Origin of the sequence: Pseudomonas cremoricolorata DSM 17059 = NBRC 16634 (assembly GCF_000425745.1) — a bacterium.
GTDB classification, from domain to species: domain Bacteria; phylum Pseudomonadota; class Gammaproteobacteria; order Pseudomonadales; family Pseudomonadaceae; genus Aquipseudomonas; species Aquipseudomonas cremoricolorata.
In genome coordinates this window covers 219872-233260 of record NZ_AUEA01000006.1, presented here as the reverse complement: position 1 = coordinate 233260, position 13389 = coordinate 219872, and the positions used below count along the sequence as shown (strand labels likewise).

Annotated in this window: 16 protein-coding genes; all 16 read left to right on the top strand. The window is 64.5% G+C overall.

Annotation, left to right across the window (positions count from 1 at the left end; genetic code table 11):
* The first annotated feature begins 34 nt into the window (after positions 1-34).
* A complete protein-coding gene (gene fliE / locus H618_RS0107780; protein WP_028694541.1) occupies positions 35-361 on the top strand; it encodes a flagellar hook-basal body complex protein FliE in 327 nt (108 codons plus the stop codon).
* 11 nt (positions 362-372) lie between these two features.
* Positions 373-2151: a flagellar basal-body MS-ring/collar protein FliF gene (gene fliF / locus H618_RS0107775; protein WP_028694540.1), complete on the top strand. Its 1779-nt coding sequence runs from the start codon at positions 373-375 to the stop codon at positions 2149-2151.
* The gene (gene fliG, locus H618_RS0107770) at positions 2144-3163 is read left to right on the top strand and encodes a flagellar motor switch protein FliG (RefSeq protein WP_028694539.1); all 1020 of its coding nucleotides are present in this window, start codon (positions 2144-2146) and stop codon (positions 3161-3163) included. Before fliF ends, fliG begins: the two co-directional genes overlap by 8 nt.
* A 78-nt stretch (positions 3164-3241) precedes the next feature.
* A complete protein-coding gene (gene fliH, locus H618_RS0107765) occupies positions 3242-4021 on the top strand; it encodes a flagellar assembly protein FliH (RefSeq protein WP_028694538.1) in 780 nt (259 codons plus the stop codon).
* The gene (gene fliI, locus H618_RS0107760; protein WP_028694537.1) at positions 4011-5372 is read left to right on the top strand and encodes a flagellar protein export ATPase FliI; all 1362 of its coding nucleotides are present in this window, start codon (positions 4011-4013) and stop codon (positions 5370-5372) included. The genes fliH and fliI overlap by 11 nt, the downstream gene beginning before the upstream one ends.
* Positions 5373-5375: 3 nt before the next feature.
* Positions 5376-5828 (top strand): flagellar export protein FliJ, encoded by a 453-nt coding sequence (gene fliJ / locus H618_RS0107755; RefSeq protein ID WP_028694536.1) that lies wholly within the window; start codon positions 5376-5378, stop codon positions 5826-5828.
* Between the two features lie 232 nt (positions 5829-6060).
* Positions 6061-6408: an Hpt domain-containing protein gene (locus H618_RS0107750; RefSeq protein ID WP_028694535.1), complete on the top strand. Its 348-nt coding sequence runs from the start codon at positions 6061-6063 to the stop codon at positions 6406-6408.
* Between the two features lie 99 nt (positions 6409-6507).
* Entirely contained in the window at positions 6508-7731 is a 1224-nt protein-coding gene (locus H618_RS0107745) for a flagellar hook-length control protein FliK (protein WP_028694534.1), read from the top strand.
* A gap of 243 nt (positions 7732-7974) precedes the next feature.
* Positions 7975-8472 (top strand): flagellar basal body-associated protein FliL, encoded by a 498-nt coding sequence (gene fliL / locus H618_RS0107740; protein WP_028694533.1) that lies wholly within the window; start codon positions 7975-7977, stop codon positions 8470-8472.
* Positions 8473-8481: 9 nt separating this feature from the next.
* The gene (fliM, locus tag H618_RS0107735) at positions 8482-9450 is read left to right on the top strand and encodes a flagellar motor switch protein FliM (protein ID WP_028694532.1); all 969 of its coding nucleotides are present in this window, start codon (positions 8482-8484) and stop codon (positions 9448-9450) included.
* A gap of 48 nt (positions 9451-9498) precedes the next feature.
* Entirely contained in the window at positions 9499-9966 is a 468-nt protein-coding gene (gene fliN, locus H618_RS0107730) for a flagellar motor switch protein FliN (RefSeq protein WP_028694531.1), read from the top strand.
* The gene (gene fliO, locus H618_RS0107725; RefSeq protein ID WP_028694530.1) at positions 9967-10410 is read left to right on the top strand and encodes a flagellar biosynthetic protein FliO; all 444 of its coding nucleotides are present in this window, start codon (positions 9967-9969) and stop codon (positions 10408-10410) included. It begins immediately after the preceding gene.
* On the top strand, positions 10410-11165 hold the full coding sequence (gene fliP, locus H618_RS0107720) for a flagellar type III secretion system pore protein FliP (protein ID WP_028694529.1): 756 nt from the start codon (positions 10410-10412) through the stop codon (positions 11163-11165). The genes fliO and fliP overlap by 1 nt, the downstream gene beginning before the upstream one ends.
* Before the next feature lie 21 nt (positions 11166-11186).
* The gene (fliQ, locus tag H618_RS0107715) at positions 11187-11456 is read left to right on the top strand and encodes a flagellar biosynthesis protein FliQ (protein WP_028694528.1); all 270 of its coding nucleotides are present in this window, start codon (positions 11187-11189) and stop codon (positions 11454-11456) included.
* Between the two features lie 7 nt (positions 11457-11463).
* On the top strand, positions 11464-12240 hold the full coding sequence (gene fliR / locus H618_RS0107710) for a flagellar biosynthetic protein FliR (protein ID WP_028694527.1): 777 nt from the start codon (positions 11464-11466) through the stop codon (positions 12238-12240).
* A gap of 2 nt (positions 12241-12242) precedes the next feature.
* Complete coding sequence (gene flhB / locus H618_RS0107705; RefSeq protein ID WP_028694526.1) at positions 12243-13385, top strand: flagellar biosynthesis protein FlhB; 1143 nt, start codon at positions 12243-12245, stop codon at positions 13383-13385.
* Positions 13386-13389 lie beyond the last annotated feature (4 nt).

Below are 13389 nucleotides of genomic sequence, written 5' to 3'. Positions count from 1 at the left end.
GTCAAAAAAATGCGGCCGCCGGAGAGAGAAATCCATGACCCAAGGTGTTCAATTCAATCGTCTGATGCTCGACATGCGCGCCATGCAGGCCGACGCCATGTCCATGCCCAAAGCCGTCGCTGCGCCTGAGCTGGGGCAGAACTCGTTCGCCGACATGCTCGGCCAGGCGATCGGCAAGGTGCATGAGACTCAGCAGTCGTCCAACGCCTTGGCCAATGCCTTCGAAGTCGGCAAGGGCAATGTCGACCTGACCGACGTCATGATCGCCTCGCAGAAGGCATCGGTGTCGTTCCAGGCGCTCACTCAGGTACGCAACAAGCTGGTCCAGGCGTACCAGGACATCATGCAGATGCCAGTTTGAGGGCTCAGTAAGTGGCCGATGCAGCTGTCGACAATCCACCCGCCAAGAGCGGTCTGCGTGCAGGCAAAGGTCTGCCAGGCCTGGCGTTCCTGGAAAACATCTCGCGCATGCCGGCGCTGCGCCAGGTCGGCCTGCTGGTCGGGCTGGCCGCAAGCGTGGCGGTGGGCTTCGCCGTGGTGCTGTGGTCGCAGCAGCCAGACTACCGTCCGCTGTACGGCAGCCTGGCCGGGCTCGACACCAAGCAGGTCATCGAAGCCCTCGGCGCGGCCGACATCGGCTATCGCGTCGAACCCAATTCCGGCGCGCTGCTGGTCAAGGCCGATGACCTGTCTCGGGCGCGCATGAAGCTGGCCGCTGCCGGCGTGGCGCCGAGCGACGGTAACGTCGGCTTCGAGCTGCTGGACAAGGACCAGGGCCTGGGTACCAGCCAGTTCATGGAGGCCACGCGCTATCGCCGGGGCCTGGAAGGCGAGCTGGCGCGCACCGTGTCGAGCCTGAACAATGTCAAGGGCGCCCGCGTGCACCTGGCGATTCCGAAGAGTTCGGTGTTTGTCCGTGACGAACGCAAGCCCAGCGCCTCGGTGCTGGTCGAGATGTACCCCGGGCGCACCCTGGACAACGGTCAGGTGATGGCCATTGTCAACCTGGTCGCCACCAGCGTGCCTGAGCTGGACAAGTCGCAGGTCACCGTGGTCGACCAGAAGGGCAACCTGCTCTCTGAGCAGTTGCAGGACACCGCGCTGACCATGGCCGGCAAGCAGTACGACTACAGCCGACGCATCGAAGGCCTGCTGACCCAGCGCGTGCAGAGCATCCTGCAACCGGTGCTGGGCAACGACCGCTACAAGGCCGAAGTGTCTGCCGATGTCGACTTCAGCGCGGTCGAATCGACCTCCGAGCAGTTCAACCCCGACCAGCCGGCGCTGCGCAGCGAGCAGTCGGTCGACGAGCAGCGCTCCAGCAGCCAGGGCCCGCAGGGCGTGCCGGGGGCCTTGAGCAATCAGCCGCCGGGGGCTGCCAGTGCGCCGCAGAACGCCACCGCCGCAGCCGCGGCAGCCGGCGCGATTCAGCCTGGCCAGCCGCTGCTCGACGCCAACGGCCAGCAGATCATGGACCCGGCCACCGGCCAGCCGATGCTTGCGCCGTACCCCAGCGACAAACGTCAGCAGAGCACCAAGAATTTCGAGCTGGACCGCTCGATCAGCCACACCCGCCAGCAGCAAGGCCGCCTGACCCGACTGTCGGTGGCGGTGGTGGTCGACGATCAGGTCAAGCTCGATGCCTCCAGCGGCGAGGCCACCCGCACGCCGTGGAGCAGCGACGATCTGGCCCGCTTCACTCGCCTGGTACAGGACGCGGTCGGCTTCGACGCCAGCCGCGGTGACAGCGTCAGCGTGATCAACGTGCCGTTCTCCGCCGACCGTGGGGAAGTGCTGGTGGACATTCCGTTCTACTCACAGCCCTGGTTCTGGGACATCGTCAAGCAAGTGCTGGGCGTGCTGTTCATCCTGGTGCTGGTGTTCGGCGTGCTGCGCCCAGTGCTCAACAACATCACCGGCGGTGGCAAGCAGGCCGCTGCTGGCGGCGCTGACGGCGAGCTGGGCGGCATGCTCGGTCTGGACGGTGAGCTGGGCAACGACCGGGTCAGCCTCGGCGGCCCGCAAAGCATTCTGCTGCCAAGCCCCACCGAGGGCTACGAGGCGCAGCTCAACGCAATCAAAGGCCTGGTGGCCGAAGACCCGGGCCGTGTCGCCCAAGTCGTGAAGGACTGGATTAACGCCGATGAGTGATAACCGCGCCGTGAACGCCAAGCTCAGCCGCGTCGACAAGGCGGCCATTCTCCTGCTGTCGCTGGGCGAAACCGATGCCGCCCAGGTGCTGCGCCACATGGGGCCCAAGGAGGTACAACGGGTCGGTGTGGCCATGGCGCAGATGGGCAACATCCATCGCGACCAGGTCGAACAGGTGATGAGCGAGTTCGTCGAAACCGTCGGCGACCAGACCAGCCTGGGCGTAGGCTCGGACGGCTACATTCGCAAGATGCTCAACCAGGCCCTGGGCGAAGACAAAGCCAACGGCCTGATCGACCGCATCCTGCTCGGCGGCAACACCAGCGGCCTGGACAGCCTGAAATGGATGGAGCCGCGCGCGGTGGCCGATGTGATCCGCTACGAGCACCCGCAGATCCAGGCCATCGTCGTCGCCTACCTCGACCCCGACCAGGCCGGCGAGGTGCTGAGCAACTTCGACCACAAGGTGCGCCTGGACATCATCCTGCGCGTGTCGTCGCTCAACACCGTGCAGCCGGCGGCGCTCAAGGAACTCAACCAGATTCTGGAAAAACAGTTCTCCGGCAACTCCAACGCCGCGCGCACCACCCTGGGTGGCATCAAGCGCGCCGCCGACATCATGAACTTCCTCGACAGCTCGGTCGAAGGTCAGCTGATGGATTCGATTCGCGAGGTCGATGGCGACTTGTCCGAGCAGATCGAAGACTTGATGTTCGTCTTCAACAACCTGGGCGATGTCGACGATCGCGGCATTCAGTCGCTGCTGCGCGAGGTGTCGTCGGACGTGCTGGTGGTGGCGCTCAAGGGCGCCGACGACCGGGTCAAGGACAAGGTCTTCAAGAACATGTCCAAGCGCGCGTCGGAACTGCTGCGCGACGACCTCGAGGCCAAGGGCCCGGTGCGCGTCAGCGACGTGGAGGCCGCGCAGAAGGAAATCCTCACCATCGCCCGACGCATGGCCGATGCTGGCGAGATCATGCTCGGCAGCAAGGGCGGCGAGGAAATGATCTGAGCCTGACCCCGCGCTGCGTCGTGTCGACTGTGGCCGTGCCGCCTGAGGGCACGGCGCGAATTCTTTTAAGGCGTTGCCATGTCCTCCACCGAACACCCCAGTGACCTGATCCGCGCCCGCGACCTGGAGGGCGTCGATGTGTGGGCGCTGCCCAGCTTCGATCCCGCGCCACCGCCGGCCGCAGAAGTGCCTGAGGAGCCGCAGCCGGTCGAGGAAGAGATCGAAGAGGTGCCGATCGAGCAGGTGCAGCCCCTGACCCTCGAAGACCTCGAAGCGATTCGCCAGGAGGCCTACAACGAAGGCTTCGCCACCGGCGAGCGCGAGGGCTTTCACAGCACCCAGCTGAAAGTGCGTCAGGAGGCCGAAGTGGCGTTGAGCGCCAAATTGGCCAGCCTCGAACAGGTCATGCAGCACCTGCTCGAGCCGATTGCCGAGCAGGACACGCAGATCGAGCGTGGCCTGGTGCACCTGGTCAGCCATATCGCCCGCCAGGTGATTGGCCGCGAACTGCACACCGATTCCAGCCAGATCACCCAGGTGCTGCGTGAGGCGCTGAAATTGCTGCCCATGGGCGCCGAGAACATCCGCATTCATCTCAACCCACAGGATTTCGTCGCCGCCAAGGCGCTGCGCGAGCGCCATGAAGAGCAGTGGAAGCTGCTCGAAGACGAGTCACTGCTGCCGGGTGGCTGCCGTATCGAAACGGCCCATAGCCGCATCGACGCGAGCATGGAAACGCGCATGGAAAAAGCCGTGGCGCAGCTGTTCGACCAGTTGCACGAACAGGCGCTGCACCCGGCGCCGGCCGACCTGTCCATCGACATTTCCAGCGCGCCGGACACCGCCGATGCGCCTTGACCGCACCAGTTTCGCCAAGCGCATCGGCGCCTATGCCGAGGCCATCGCGTTGCCCGCGCAGCCGGTGGCCGAGGGCCGTCTGCTGCGCATGGTTGGCTTGACCCTTGAAGCCGAAGGGTTGCGCGCCGCAGTCGGCAGCCGTTGCCGGGTGATCAACGACGACGGTTATCACGCGGTGGAAGTCGAAGCCGAGGTGATGGGCTTTTCCGGCAGCAAGGTGTTTCTGATGCCGGTCGGCAGTGTCGCGGGCATCGCCCCGGGGGCGCGGGTGGTGCCGCTGGACGATAACGGTCGTCTGCCGATGGGCATGAGCATGCTTGGCCGGGTGCTGGACGGCGCTGGCCGCGCGCTGGACGGCAAGGGCGGCATGAAGGCCGAGGACTGGGTGCCGATGGAAGGCCCGACCATCAACCCGCTCAACCGCGAGCCGATCAGCCAACCGCTGGATGTCGGCATCCGCAGCATCAACGGCCTGCTCACGGTGGGTCGGGGGCAGCGCCTGGGGCTGTTCGCAGGTACCGGTGTGGGTAAATCGGTGTTGCTGGGCATGATGACGCGTTTTACCGAGGCCGAGATCATCGTCGTCGGCCTGATCGGCGAGCGCGGCCGCGAGGTCAAGGAATTCATCGAGCACATTCTCGGTGAAGAGGGCCTGAAGCGCTCGGTGGTGGTCGCATCCCCCGCCGACGATGCGCCGCTGATGCGCCTGCGCGCCGCCATGTACTGCACGCGCATCGCCGAATACTTCCGCGACAAGGGCAAGAACGTGTTGCTGCTGATGGACTCGCTGACCCGCTTCGCCCAGGCCCAGCGGGAAATCGCCCTGGCCATCGGTGAGCCGCCGGCAACCCGCGGCTACCCGCCGTCGGTGTTCGCCAAGTTGCCCAAGCTGGTGGAGCGTGCCGGCAACGGTGAGGCGGGCGGCGGCTCGATCACGGCGTTCTACACCGTGCTGTCGGAGGGTGACGACCAGCAAGACCCGATCGCCGACTCGGCGCGCGGTGTGCTCGACGGCCACTTCGTGCTGTCGCGGCGGCTGGCCGAGGAAGGCCATTACCCGGCCATCGATATCGAAGCCTCGATCAGCCGGGTGATGCCGCAGGTGGTCGAGCACCAGCACTTGCGCGAGGCGCAGAAATTCAAGCAGCTGTGGTCGCGCCTGTCGCAGAGCCGCGACCTGATCAGCGTCGGCGCCTATGTGGCCGGGGGCGACCCGGAAACCGACCTGGCGATTGCCCTGCAGGGCAAGCTGGTGAGCTATTTGCGCCAGGCGCTGGACGAAAACGTCAGCATGGCGCAGAGCCGTGCGCAGTTGGCCGAGGTGTTCGCGGCCCCGGCGCCAGGCGCCTAAGCCATGGCGACCCCTAGCCGCGCCGCGCGTCTGGCGCCTGTGGTGGAAATGGCCGAGGAGGGCGAGCGCAAGGCTGCTCAGCGCCTCGGTCAGTTTCAGCAGCAGGTGAGCCTGGCCCAGGCCAAGCTCAGGGAACTCGAGCAGTTTCGCGAGGATTACCAGCAGCAGTGGCTGAACCGTGGTGGTCAGGGAGTCAATGGCTCGTGGCTGGTCAACTACCAGCGCTTTCTCGGCCAGCTGGAAACCGCCATGACCCAGCAGCGCCAGAGCCTGACCTGGCACCAGACCAACCTGAACAACGCCCGTGACGCCTGGCAGCAGGCCTACGCGCGGGTCGAAGGCTTGCGCAAGCTGGTGCAGCGCTACCTCGACGAGGCGCGACGGATCGAAGACAAACGCGAACAGAAGCTGCTCGATGAACTGTCGCAGCGCTTGCCGCGGCATGAGTTTCCATGAGCGGGCCGGTGCCGTGGCGCGGCTATCCGACGAAGTCGCACTGATCGGCGCGCGTTCCCGGGCGAGGGCGCTACACTTCGACCACCCTGCGGAACCTGATCGGCAAGTGCTCGTCTGATCGTCGACAGATCACCAAGGATTGCCAGGATGGGCAGGGCTGTGCAGCACGTATCAGGGGCCGGCGGGTCAGCGGACTCAGCCAGGCAAACGAACTTGATCAAGGAGTGAGCAAGTGGTGAACGTACATATCGACCACGAGATGTTGAATGACTTGCGCGATGTCATGGAGGGCGGCTACCTGCAATTGCTCGAGACCTTTCTCGAAGACTCCGAGCGGCGCCTGAGCCAGTTGCACGACGCCAGGGATGCGGCCGAGCTGGGCCTGGCTGCGCACAGCTTCAAGGGCAGCAGCAGCAACATGGGTGCGGTGGGCCTGGCCGAGCTGTGCCGACAACTGGAAGAGCGGGTGCGCCAGCAGCCGCTGTATGGCATCGAAGACCTCATCAACCGCATCGACCTGGAGTACCAGGAGGTGCAACTGTTCTACCGCGACGAGCAGAGGCGGCTGGTCGCTGGCTGAGTCTTGCGCGGCGCGGGTGAATGTGGCGCGAGTTTTGCCTGTACCTGAGCGGATACGCCAAGCCACTGATGCCAGCTACCCTGGCACGGAGACCCCTCGATGCCCGTCGCACCCAATCCCTTGCTGCAAACCAGCAGCCTTAGCGCACCTTCCAAGGCCAGTTCGGCGCCCGCCGACAAGGCTTCGCAGGGTGGTGCCGGCGATTTCGATCAGGTCATGGCCGGGCAGGGGCGCGACAGCGCCAGGGCTTCGCACAACGACGCACCGGCCAAGGCGGGTAACGGCAAGGGCGCGCACGCCAAGGCGGCCAGCGTTGCCGCTGACGGCAAGGCGTTGCCGGATTCGGCAGAGCAATCGACCTCCAGCGAGCAGGCCGGCAAGCCGCGCGATGCCGATCTGGTGGCCGGGCAGGTCAGTGATGCCGCGCCCGGTGCGCAGTTGCTGCAGGCCCAGGCCGAGTTCGTCGCCCCGCTGTTGCAGGCCGCGCCGTTGGTCGGCGCTGACGGCGAAGGCGCAGACCCGCAGGCGGCGTTTGATCCGCAGGGCGATGCCCTGGCCGACATGCCCACCCTGCGCCTGGCGCTTGAGCAGAACGCCAAGGCCCAGGGCACGACCTCGGTGCATGCCGAGGATGGCGAGGCGGCCAACGACCGGGTCGCCGTCAATCCCTTGGCGATTCCCGCAGACGGCGCCGAGACCGACGAGTCTGCCGGTGAGTCGGGCGGCAAATCATTCGCCGGCCTGCTCGACGATGGCCTCAAGGACGCCAAGGCCAGCGGCAGCGACACGCGTGTGGATGATTTCGCCAATCGTCTGGCGAACCTCAGCGAGGCGGTCACCGCCAAGACCGCCAGCAATCAGCCCGCCGCCATGAACCAGCCCTTGCCGATGAACCAGGGGGCGTGGACCGAAAACCTGGTCAACCGGGTGATGTACCTTTCCAGCCAGAACCTGAAGTCGGCCGATATCCAGCTGGCGCCGGCCGAACTCGGGCGCCTGGACATTCGCGTCAACGTCGCCAGCGACCACTCCACCCAGATCACCTTCATCAGCGGCCACGCCGGCGTGCGCGATGCCCTCGACAGCCAGATGCATCGCCTGCGCGAGCTGTTCACCCAACAGGGCCTGCAGCAGCCTGACGTCAACGTCGCCGACCATTCGCGTCAGCAGCATCAGCCGAACCAGCAGCAGGATGCGCCGCAGCTGTCCGGCGTCGCTGCACGCCGCGCCGAAGCGGGTGATGTTGCGCCAGCCAGCCACGCCAGCGCCGGGCAGGCGCAGCAGGTGGTGATTGGTGATAGTGCGGTGGATTATTACGCCTGATGATGTCCTGCGTAGTCCAAGAGCAAGGCTGCCGCCAGGCGAAACCTGGCCCGTGAAGGCAACTGCAGCGCTTAGCCGGCTCCCATCAGCCCAGTCAGCCCAGCCAACGCATTCCTCTCACCGCCCTAAAACTCAAAGTCCGATGGCGAACTGCTCGACGACCACGACATTGGCAATCTGGCACAACACTTGCTCAACCCCGTCATCTTCCTTTCAACCCCTTACGGATGACGGATTATTGGCATGGCCAAGAGCGAAACGGACAAAGACCCCGCAGCAAAAGGCAAGCTCAAGCTGATCATTCTGGCCGTGGTCGGCCTGTTGCTGGCGATCGGTCTGTCGGTGGGTGCCACCTGGTTCGTCATGCACAAGGGCGAAACCGCCGCGCCGGCCGAGGCCGCTGCTGGCAATGCCAAGCCCAAGGCGATCTACGAGGCCCTGTCGCCAGCCTTCGTGGTCAACTTCAACCAGAACGGTCGCCAGCGTTACATGCAGGTCAGCATCAGTTTGCAGGCGCGTAATCAGGCCGACCTGGACGCGCTGAAAGTGCACATGCCGGTGATCCGCAACAACCTGGTGATGATGTTCTCCGGGCAAGGCTTCGACACCCTGGCCGGTAGCCCGGTCGGGCAGGAAATGCTGCGTCAGAAAGCCACCGCGGTGGTGCAGGAAGTGGCGCAGAAAGAAGTCGGCAAGCCGGTCATCGACCAGTTGCTGTTCACCAATTTCGTATTGCAGTAGGAGCGCCCGATGGCCGTGCAGGATCTGCTGTCCCAGGATGAGATCGATGCCCTGTTGCATGGGGTGGACGATGGGCTGGTGCAGACCGAGACCGCCGCCGAACCCGGCAGCGTGAAAAGCTACGACCTGACCAGCCAGGATCGCATCGTGCGTGGGCGCATGCCGACGCTGGAAATGATCAACGAGCGTTTCGCTCGCTACACCCGCATCAGCATGTTCAACCTGTTGCGCCGCTCGGCCGACGTGGCCGTGGGTGGCGTGCAGGTGATGAAATTCGGCGAGTACGTGCATTCGCTGTACGTGCCCACCAGCCTCAACCTGGTGAAGATCAAGCCACTGCGTGGCACCTCGCTGTTCATCCTCGACGCCAAGCTGGTGTTCAAGCTGGTGGACAACTTCTTTGGCGGCGATGGTCGTCACGCCAAGATCGAGGGCCGTGAGTTCACCCCGACCGAACTGCGCGTGGTGCGCATGGTGCTCGACCAGGCCTTCGTCGACCTCAAGGAAGCCTGGCAGGCGATCATGCCGGTGAACTTCGAGTACATGAACTCGGAGGTCAACCCGGCCATGGCCAACATCGTCGGTCCCAGCGAAGCGGTGGTGGTGTCGACCTTCCATATCGAGCTGGACGGCGGCGGCGGCGATCTGCACGTGACCATGCCGTACTCGATGATCGAGCCGGTGCGGGAAATGCTCGACGCGGGTTTTCAGTCCGACCTCGACGACCAGGACGAGCGCTGGGTCAAGGCCCTGCGCGAAGACGTGCTGGACGTTGCCGTGCCGATCACCGCCACCGTCGCCCGTCGTCAGCTGAAATTGCGCGACATCCTGCACATGCAGCCGGGCGATGTGATTCCCGTCGATCTGCCCGAGCACCTGGTGCTGCGTGCCAACGGCGTGCCGTCGTTCAAGGCGCGACTTGGCTCGCACAAGGGTGCGCTGGCGTTGCAGATCATCGATCCGATCGAGCGGCGCTGATCGCGCCAGGCTCGTTTTCCCCAGAATTGAATGCCAGTCGAGGACAGCATGGCCAACGACAACGAAATCACCTCCGCCGAAGACCAGGCCCTGGCCGATGAATGGGCCGCGGCCCTGGAAGAGACCGGCAGCGCCGGGCAGGCCGATATCGACGCGTTGCTCAACGGCGATGCCGGCAAGAGCGCAGGCCCCGGCCGCCTGCCCATGGAAGAGTTCGCCAGCGCCCCCAGGTCGAACGAGAACGTCAGCCTGGACGGGCCCAACCTGGATGTGATTCTGGACATTCCGGTGAGCATCTCGATGGAAGTGGGCAGCACCGAAATCAACATCCGTAACCTGTTACAGCTCAACCAGGGCTCGGTGATCGAGCTCGATCGCCTGGCCGGCGAACCGCTCGATGTGCTGGTCAACGGCACGCTGATCGCCCATGGCGAGGTGGTGGTGGTCAACGAGAAGTTCGGCATTCGCCTGACCGACGTGATCAGCCCCAGCGAACGCATCAAGAAGCTGCGCTGAATGAAGCGCGCACTCATGGGCATGCTCGCCTGCGCCTGGATGCTGGCCAGCGGCACGGGCTGGGCAGCACCGGTGCAGACCGCCGCCGCCTCCACCCCAGCTGGCCTGGGTGGGCAAGTGCTGCAACTGGTGCTCGGCCTGCTGCTGGTGGTTGGGCTGATCTTCTTCCTCGCCTGGCTGCTGCGCCGGGTGCAGGGTGTGGCGCCGGGCAATAACCAGCTGATCGAGGTGATCAGCAGCCGCGCCATTGGCCCACGCGACCGCCTGTTGCTGGTTCAGATCGGCAAGGAACAGATTCTGCTCGGCCATAGCCCAGGCGACATCAAGACGCTGCACGTACTCGCCGAGCCGGTCGCCGTCGCGCCCGCCAATCGCCCGGCGACGCCGGAATTCGCTCAACAGCTGCTCAGGCTGATGGGCAAGGACCACAAGGACAAAAGCTGATGACCAGCGCCGCGCGCATGCTGTTGACCCTGGCGCTGCTGCTGGCCGCGCCGCTGGCTCTGGCCGCTGACCCGTTGTCGATTCCGGCGATCACCTTGTCGAACAGCGCCGACGGCCAGCAGGAATATTCGGTCAGTCTGCAGATTCTGCTGATCATGACCGCGCTGAGCTTCATCCCGGCGTTCGTCATTCTGATGACCAGCTTCACCCGCATCATCATCGTCTTCTCGATTCTGCGCCAGGCCCTGGGCCTGCAGCAGACACCGTCCAACCAGATCCTCACCGGCATGGCGCTGTTTCTCAGCCTGTTCATCATGGCGCCGGTGTTCGACAAGGTGAACGAGGGCGCCATCCAGCCCTACCTGAACGAGCAGCTCACCGCCCAGCAGGCCATCGACAAGGCCCAGGGTCCGCTGAAGGACTTCATGCTGGCGCAGACCCGTCAGAACGACCTCGACCTGTTCATGCGCCTGTCCAAGCGCACCGACATCGCCAGCCCCGACCAGGCACCGCTGACCATCCTGGTACCGGCGTTCGTCACTTCCGAGCTGAAAACTGCATTCCAGATCGGCTTCATGATCTTCATCCCGTTTCTGGTCATCGACCTGGTGGTGGCCAGTGTGCTGATGGCCATGGGCATGATGATGCTCTCGCCGCTGATCATCTCGCTGCCGTTCAAGATCATGCTGTTCGTGCTGGTCGATGGCTGGGCGCTGATCATGGGCACCTTGGCCAGCAGCTTCGGCGGCGTGTGACATCACCCGGGAGAACCCTTCATGACCCCTGAAGTTGCCGTCGACCTGTTCCGCGAAGCGCTGTGGCTGACCACCTTGATGGTCGCCGTGCTGGTGGTGCCGAGCTTGCTGATCGGCCTGATGGTGGCGATGTTCCAGGCCGCCACGCAGATCAACGAACAGACCCTGAGCTTCCTGCCGCGCCTGCTGGTGATGCTGGTCACGCTGATCGTCGCCGGGCCCTGGCTGGTGCAGAAGTTCATGGAGTACATCAACACCCTGTACACCAGCATTCCGCAGCTGATCGGTTGACGCGGCCATGCTCGAGCTGACCGACGCGCAGATTTCCACTTGGGTCGCCACCTTCGTGCTGCCGTTGTTTCGCGTCACCGCGGTGCTGATGACCATGCCGATCATCGGTACGCGCATGCTGCCGGCGCGGGTGCGCCTGTACGTGGCGGTGGCGATCACCTTCGTCATCGTGCCCGGGCTGCCGCCGCTGCCCGAGGTCAATCCGCTGAGCCTGCAAGGGCTGCTACTGTGCGCCGAGCAGATCATCGTCGGCGCCTTGTTCGGCCTGGCCTTGCAGATGCTGTTTCAGGCTTTCGTCATCGCCGGGCAGATCATTGCGGTGCAGATGGGCATGGCCTTTTCCTCGATGGTCGACCCGGCCAACGGCGTCAACGTCACCGTGGTCAGCCAGTTCATGACCATGCTGGTGAGCATTCTGTTCTTGCTGATGAATGGCCACTTGGTGGTGTTCGAAGTGCTGACCGAAAGCTTCACCACCTTGCCGGTGGGCAGCGCGCTGGTGGTCAGTCAGTTCTGGGAGCTGGCCGGGCGCATGAGCTGGGTGCTGGGCGCCGGTCTGTTGCTGATTCTGCCGGCCATCGCCGCCTTGCTGGTGGTCAACATCGCCTTCGGCGTGATGACCCGCGCCGCGCCGCAGCTCAACATCTTTTCCATCGGTTTTCCGCTGACCTTGGTGATGGGCATGGTGATCTTCTGGATGAGCCTGGCCGATATGCTCTCGCATTATCAGGGCCTTGCCAGCGAAACCCTGCAATGGCTGCGTGAACTGGCGAGGGCGCGCTGAGCATGGCCGAGAGCGAGAGCGGTCAGGACAAGACCGAAGAACCCACCGAAAAGAAAAAGCGCGACGCCCGCGAGAAGGGCGAGACCGCGCGTTCCAAGGAGCTCAACACCGTCGCCGTGACCCTCGGTGGCGCCATTGCCCTGCTGGTGTTCGGCGGCTTTCTGGCGCAGACGCTGATGGAGGTGATGCGCATGAGCTTCACCCTGAGCCGGGAAGTGGTGGTAGACGAGCGCTCGATGGGCATCTTCCTGCTCAGCGCCGGCAAGATGGCGATCTGGGCCACCCAGCCGGTGCTGGTGGTGCTGTTCGTGGTGTCGTTCGTGGCGCCCATTGCCTTGGGCGGGTTCCTGTTCTCCGGCAGCCTGCTGCAGCCCAAGTTCAGCCGCATGAACCCGCTGTCAGGCATCAAGCGCATGTTTTCCATGCATGCCCTGACCGAACTGCTCAAGGCCATCGCCAAGTTCGTGGTGATTCTGCTCGTCGCCGTGGTAGTGCTTTCGAACGATCGCCAGGCGCTGCTCGATATCGCCAACGAGCCATTGGAGCAGGCGATCATCCACAGCGTGCAGGTGGTGGGCTGGAGCGCGCTGTGGATGGCTGCCGGCTTGCTGCTGATCGCTGCGGTGGATGTGCCGTTCCAGCTCTGGCAGAGCCACAAGAAGCTGAAGATGACCAAGCAGGAAGTGCGCGACGAGTACAAGGACAGCGAAGGCAAGCCCGAGGTCAAGCAGCGCATCCGCCAGTTGCAGCGCGAGATGTCGCAGCGGCGCATGATGGCTGCCGTGCCCGATGCTGACGTGATCATCACCAACCCGACCCATTACGCCGTTGCCCTCAAATACGACCCAGAGAAGGGCTCGGCAGCGCCATTGCTGCTGGCCAAGGGCACCGATTTCATCGCCTTGAAAATCCGCGAGATCGCCGTCGAGCACAAGGTACAGATCCTCGAATCGCCGGCCCTGGCCCGGGCCATTTACCACTCCACCGAGATCGAACAGGAAATCCCCGCTGGCCTGTACCTGGCCGTGGCGCAGGTGCTGGCCTACGTATTCCAGATCCGACAATACCGCAGTGGGCGGGGCAAGGCGCCGGAGCCGCTCAAGCCGGACCTGCCGATTCCGCCGGATTTGCGGCGGGATGAGTGAGTGA

Excerpts from the sequence above, each read along its gene's own strand:
- fliQ (WP_028694528.1), top strand. The coding sequence starts at position 11,187 with ATGACCCCTGAAGTTGCCGTCGACCTGTTCCGCGAAGCGCTGTGGCTG.
- flhB (WP_028694526.1), top strand. The coding sequence starts at position 12,243 with ATGGCCGAGAGCGAGAGCGGTCAGGACAAGACCGAAGAACCCACCGAA.
- fliH (WP_028694538.1), top strand. The coding sequence starts at position 3,242 with ATGTCCTCCACCGAACACCCCAGTGACCTGATCCGCGCCCGCGACCTG.
- fliN (WP_028694531.1), top strand. The coding sequence starts at position 9,499 with ATGGCCAACGACAACGAAATCACCTCCGCCGAAGACCAGGCCCTGGCC.
- fliL (WP_028694533.1), top strand. The coding sequence starts at position 7,975 with ATGGCCAAGAGCGAAACGGACAAAGACCCCGCAGCAAAAGGCAAGCTC.
- fliO (WP_028694530.1), top strand. The coding sequence starts at position 9,967 with ATGAAGCGCGCACTCATGGGCATGCTCGCCTGCGCCTGGATGCTGGCC.
- H618_RS0107745 (WP_028694534.1), top strand. The coding sequence starts at position 6,508 with ATGCCCGTCGCACCCAATCCCTTGCTGCAAACCAGCAGCCTTAGCGCA.
- fliR (WP_028694527.1), top strand. The coding sequence starts at position 11,464 with ATGCTCGAGCTGACCGACGCGCAGATTTCCACTTGGGTCGCCACCTTC.
- fliG (WP_028694539.1), top strand. The coding sequence starts at position 2,144 with ATGAGTGATAACCGCGCCGTGAACGCCAAGCTCAGCCGCGTCGACAAG.
- fliJ (WP_028694536.1), top strand. The coding sequence starts at position 5,376 with ATGGCGACCCCTAGCCGCGCCGCGCGTCTGGCGCCTGTGGTGGAAATG.
- fliI (WP_028694537.1), top strand. The coding sequence starts at position 4,011 with ATGCGCCTTGACCGCACCAGTTTCGCCAAGCGCATCGGCGCCTATGCC.
- fliM (WP_028694532.1), top strand. The coding sequence starts at position 8,482 with ATGGCCGTGCAGGATCTGCTGTCCCAGGATGAGATCGATGCCCTGTTG.
- fliE (WP_028694541.1), top strand. The coding sequence starts at position 35 with ATGACCCAAGGTGTTCAATTCAATCGTCTGATGCTCGACATGCGCGCC.
- fliP (WP_028694529.1), top strand. The coding sequence starts at position 10,410 with ATGACCAGCGCCGCGCGCATGCTGTTGACCCTGGCGCTGCTGCTGGCC.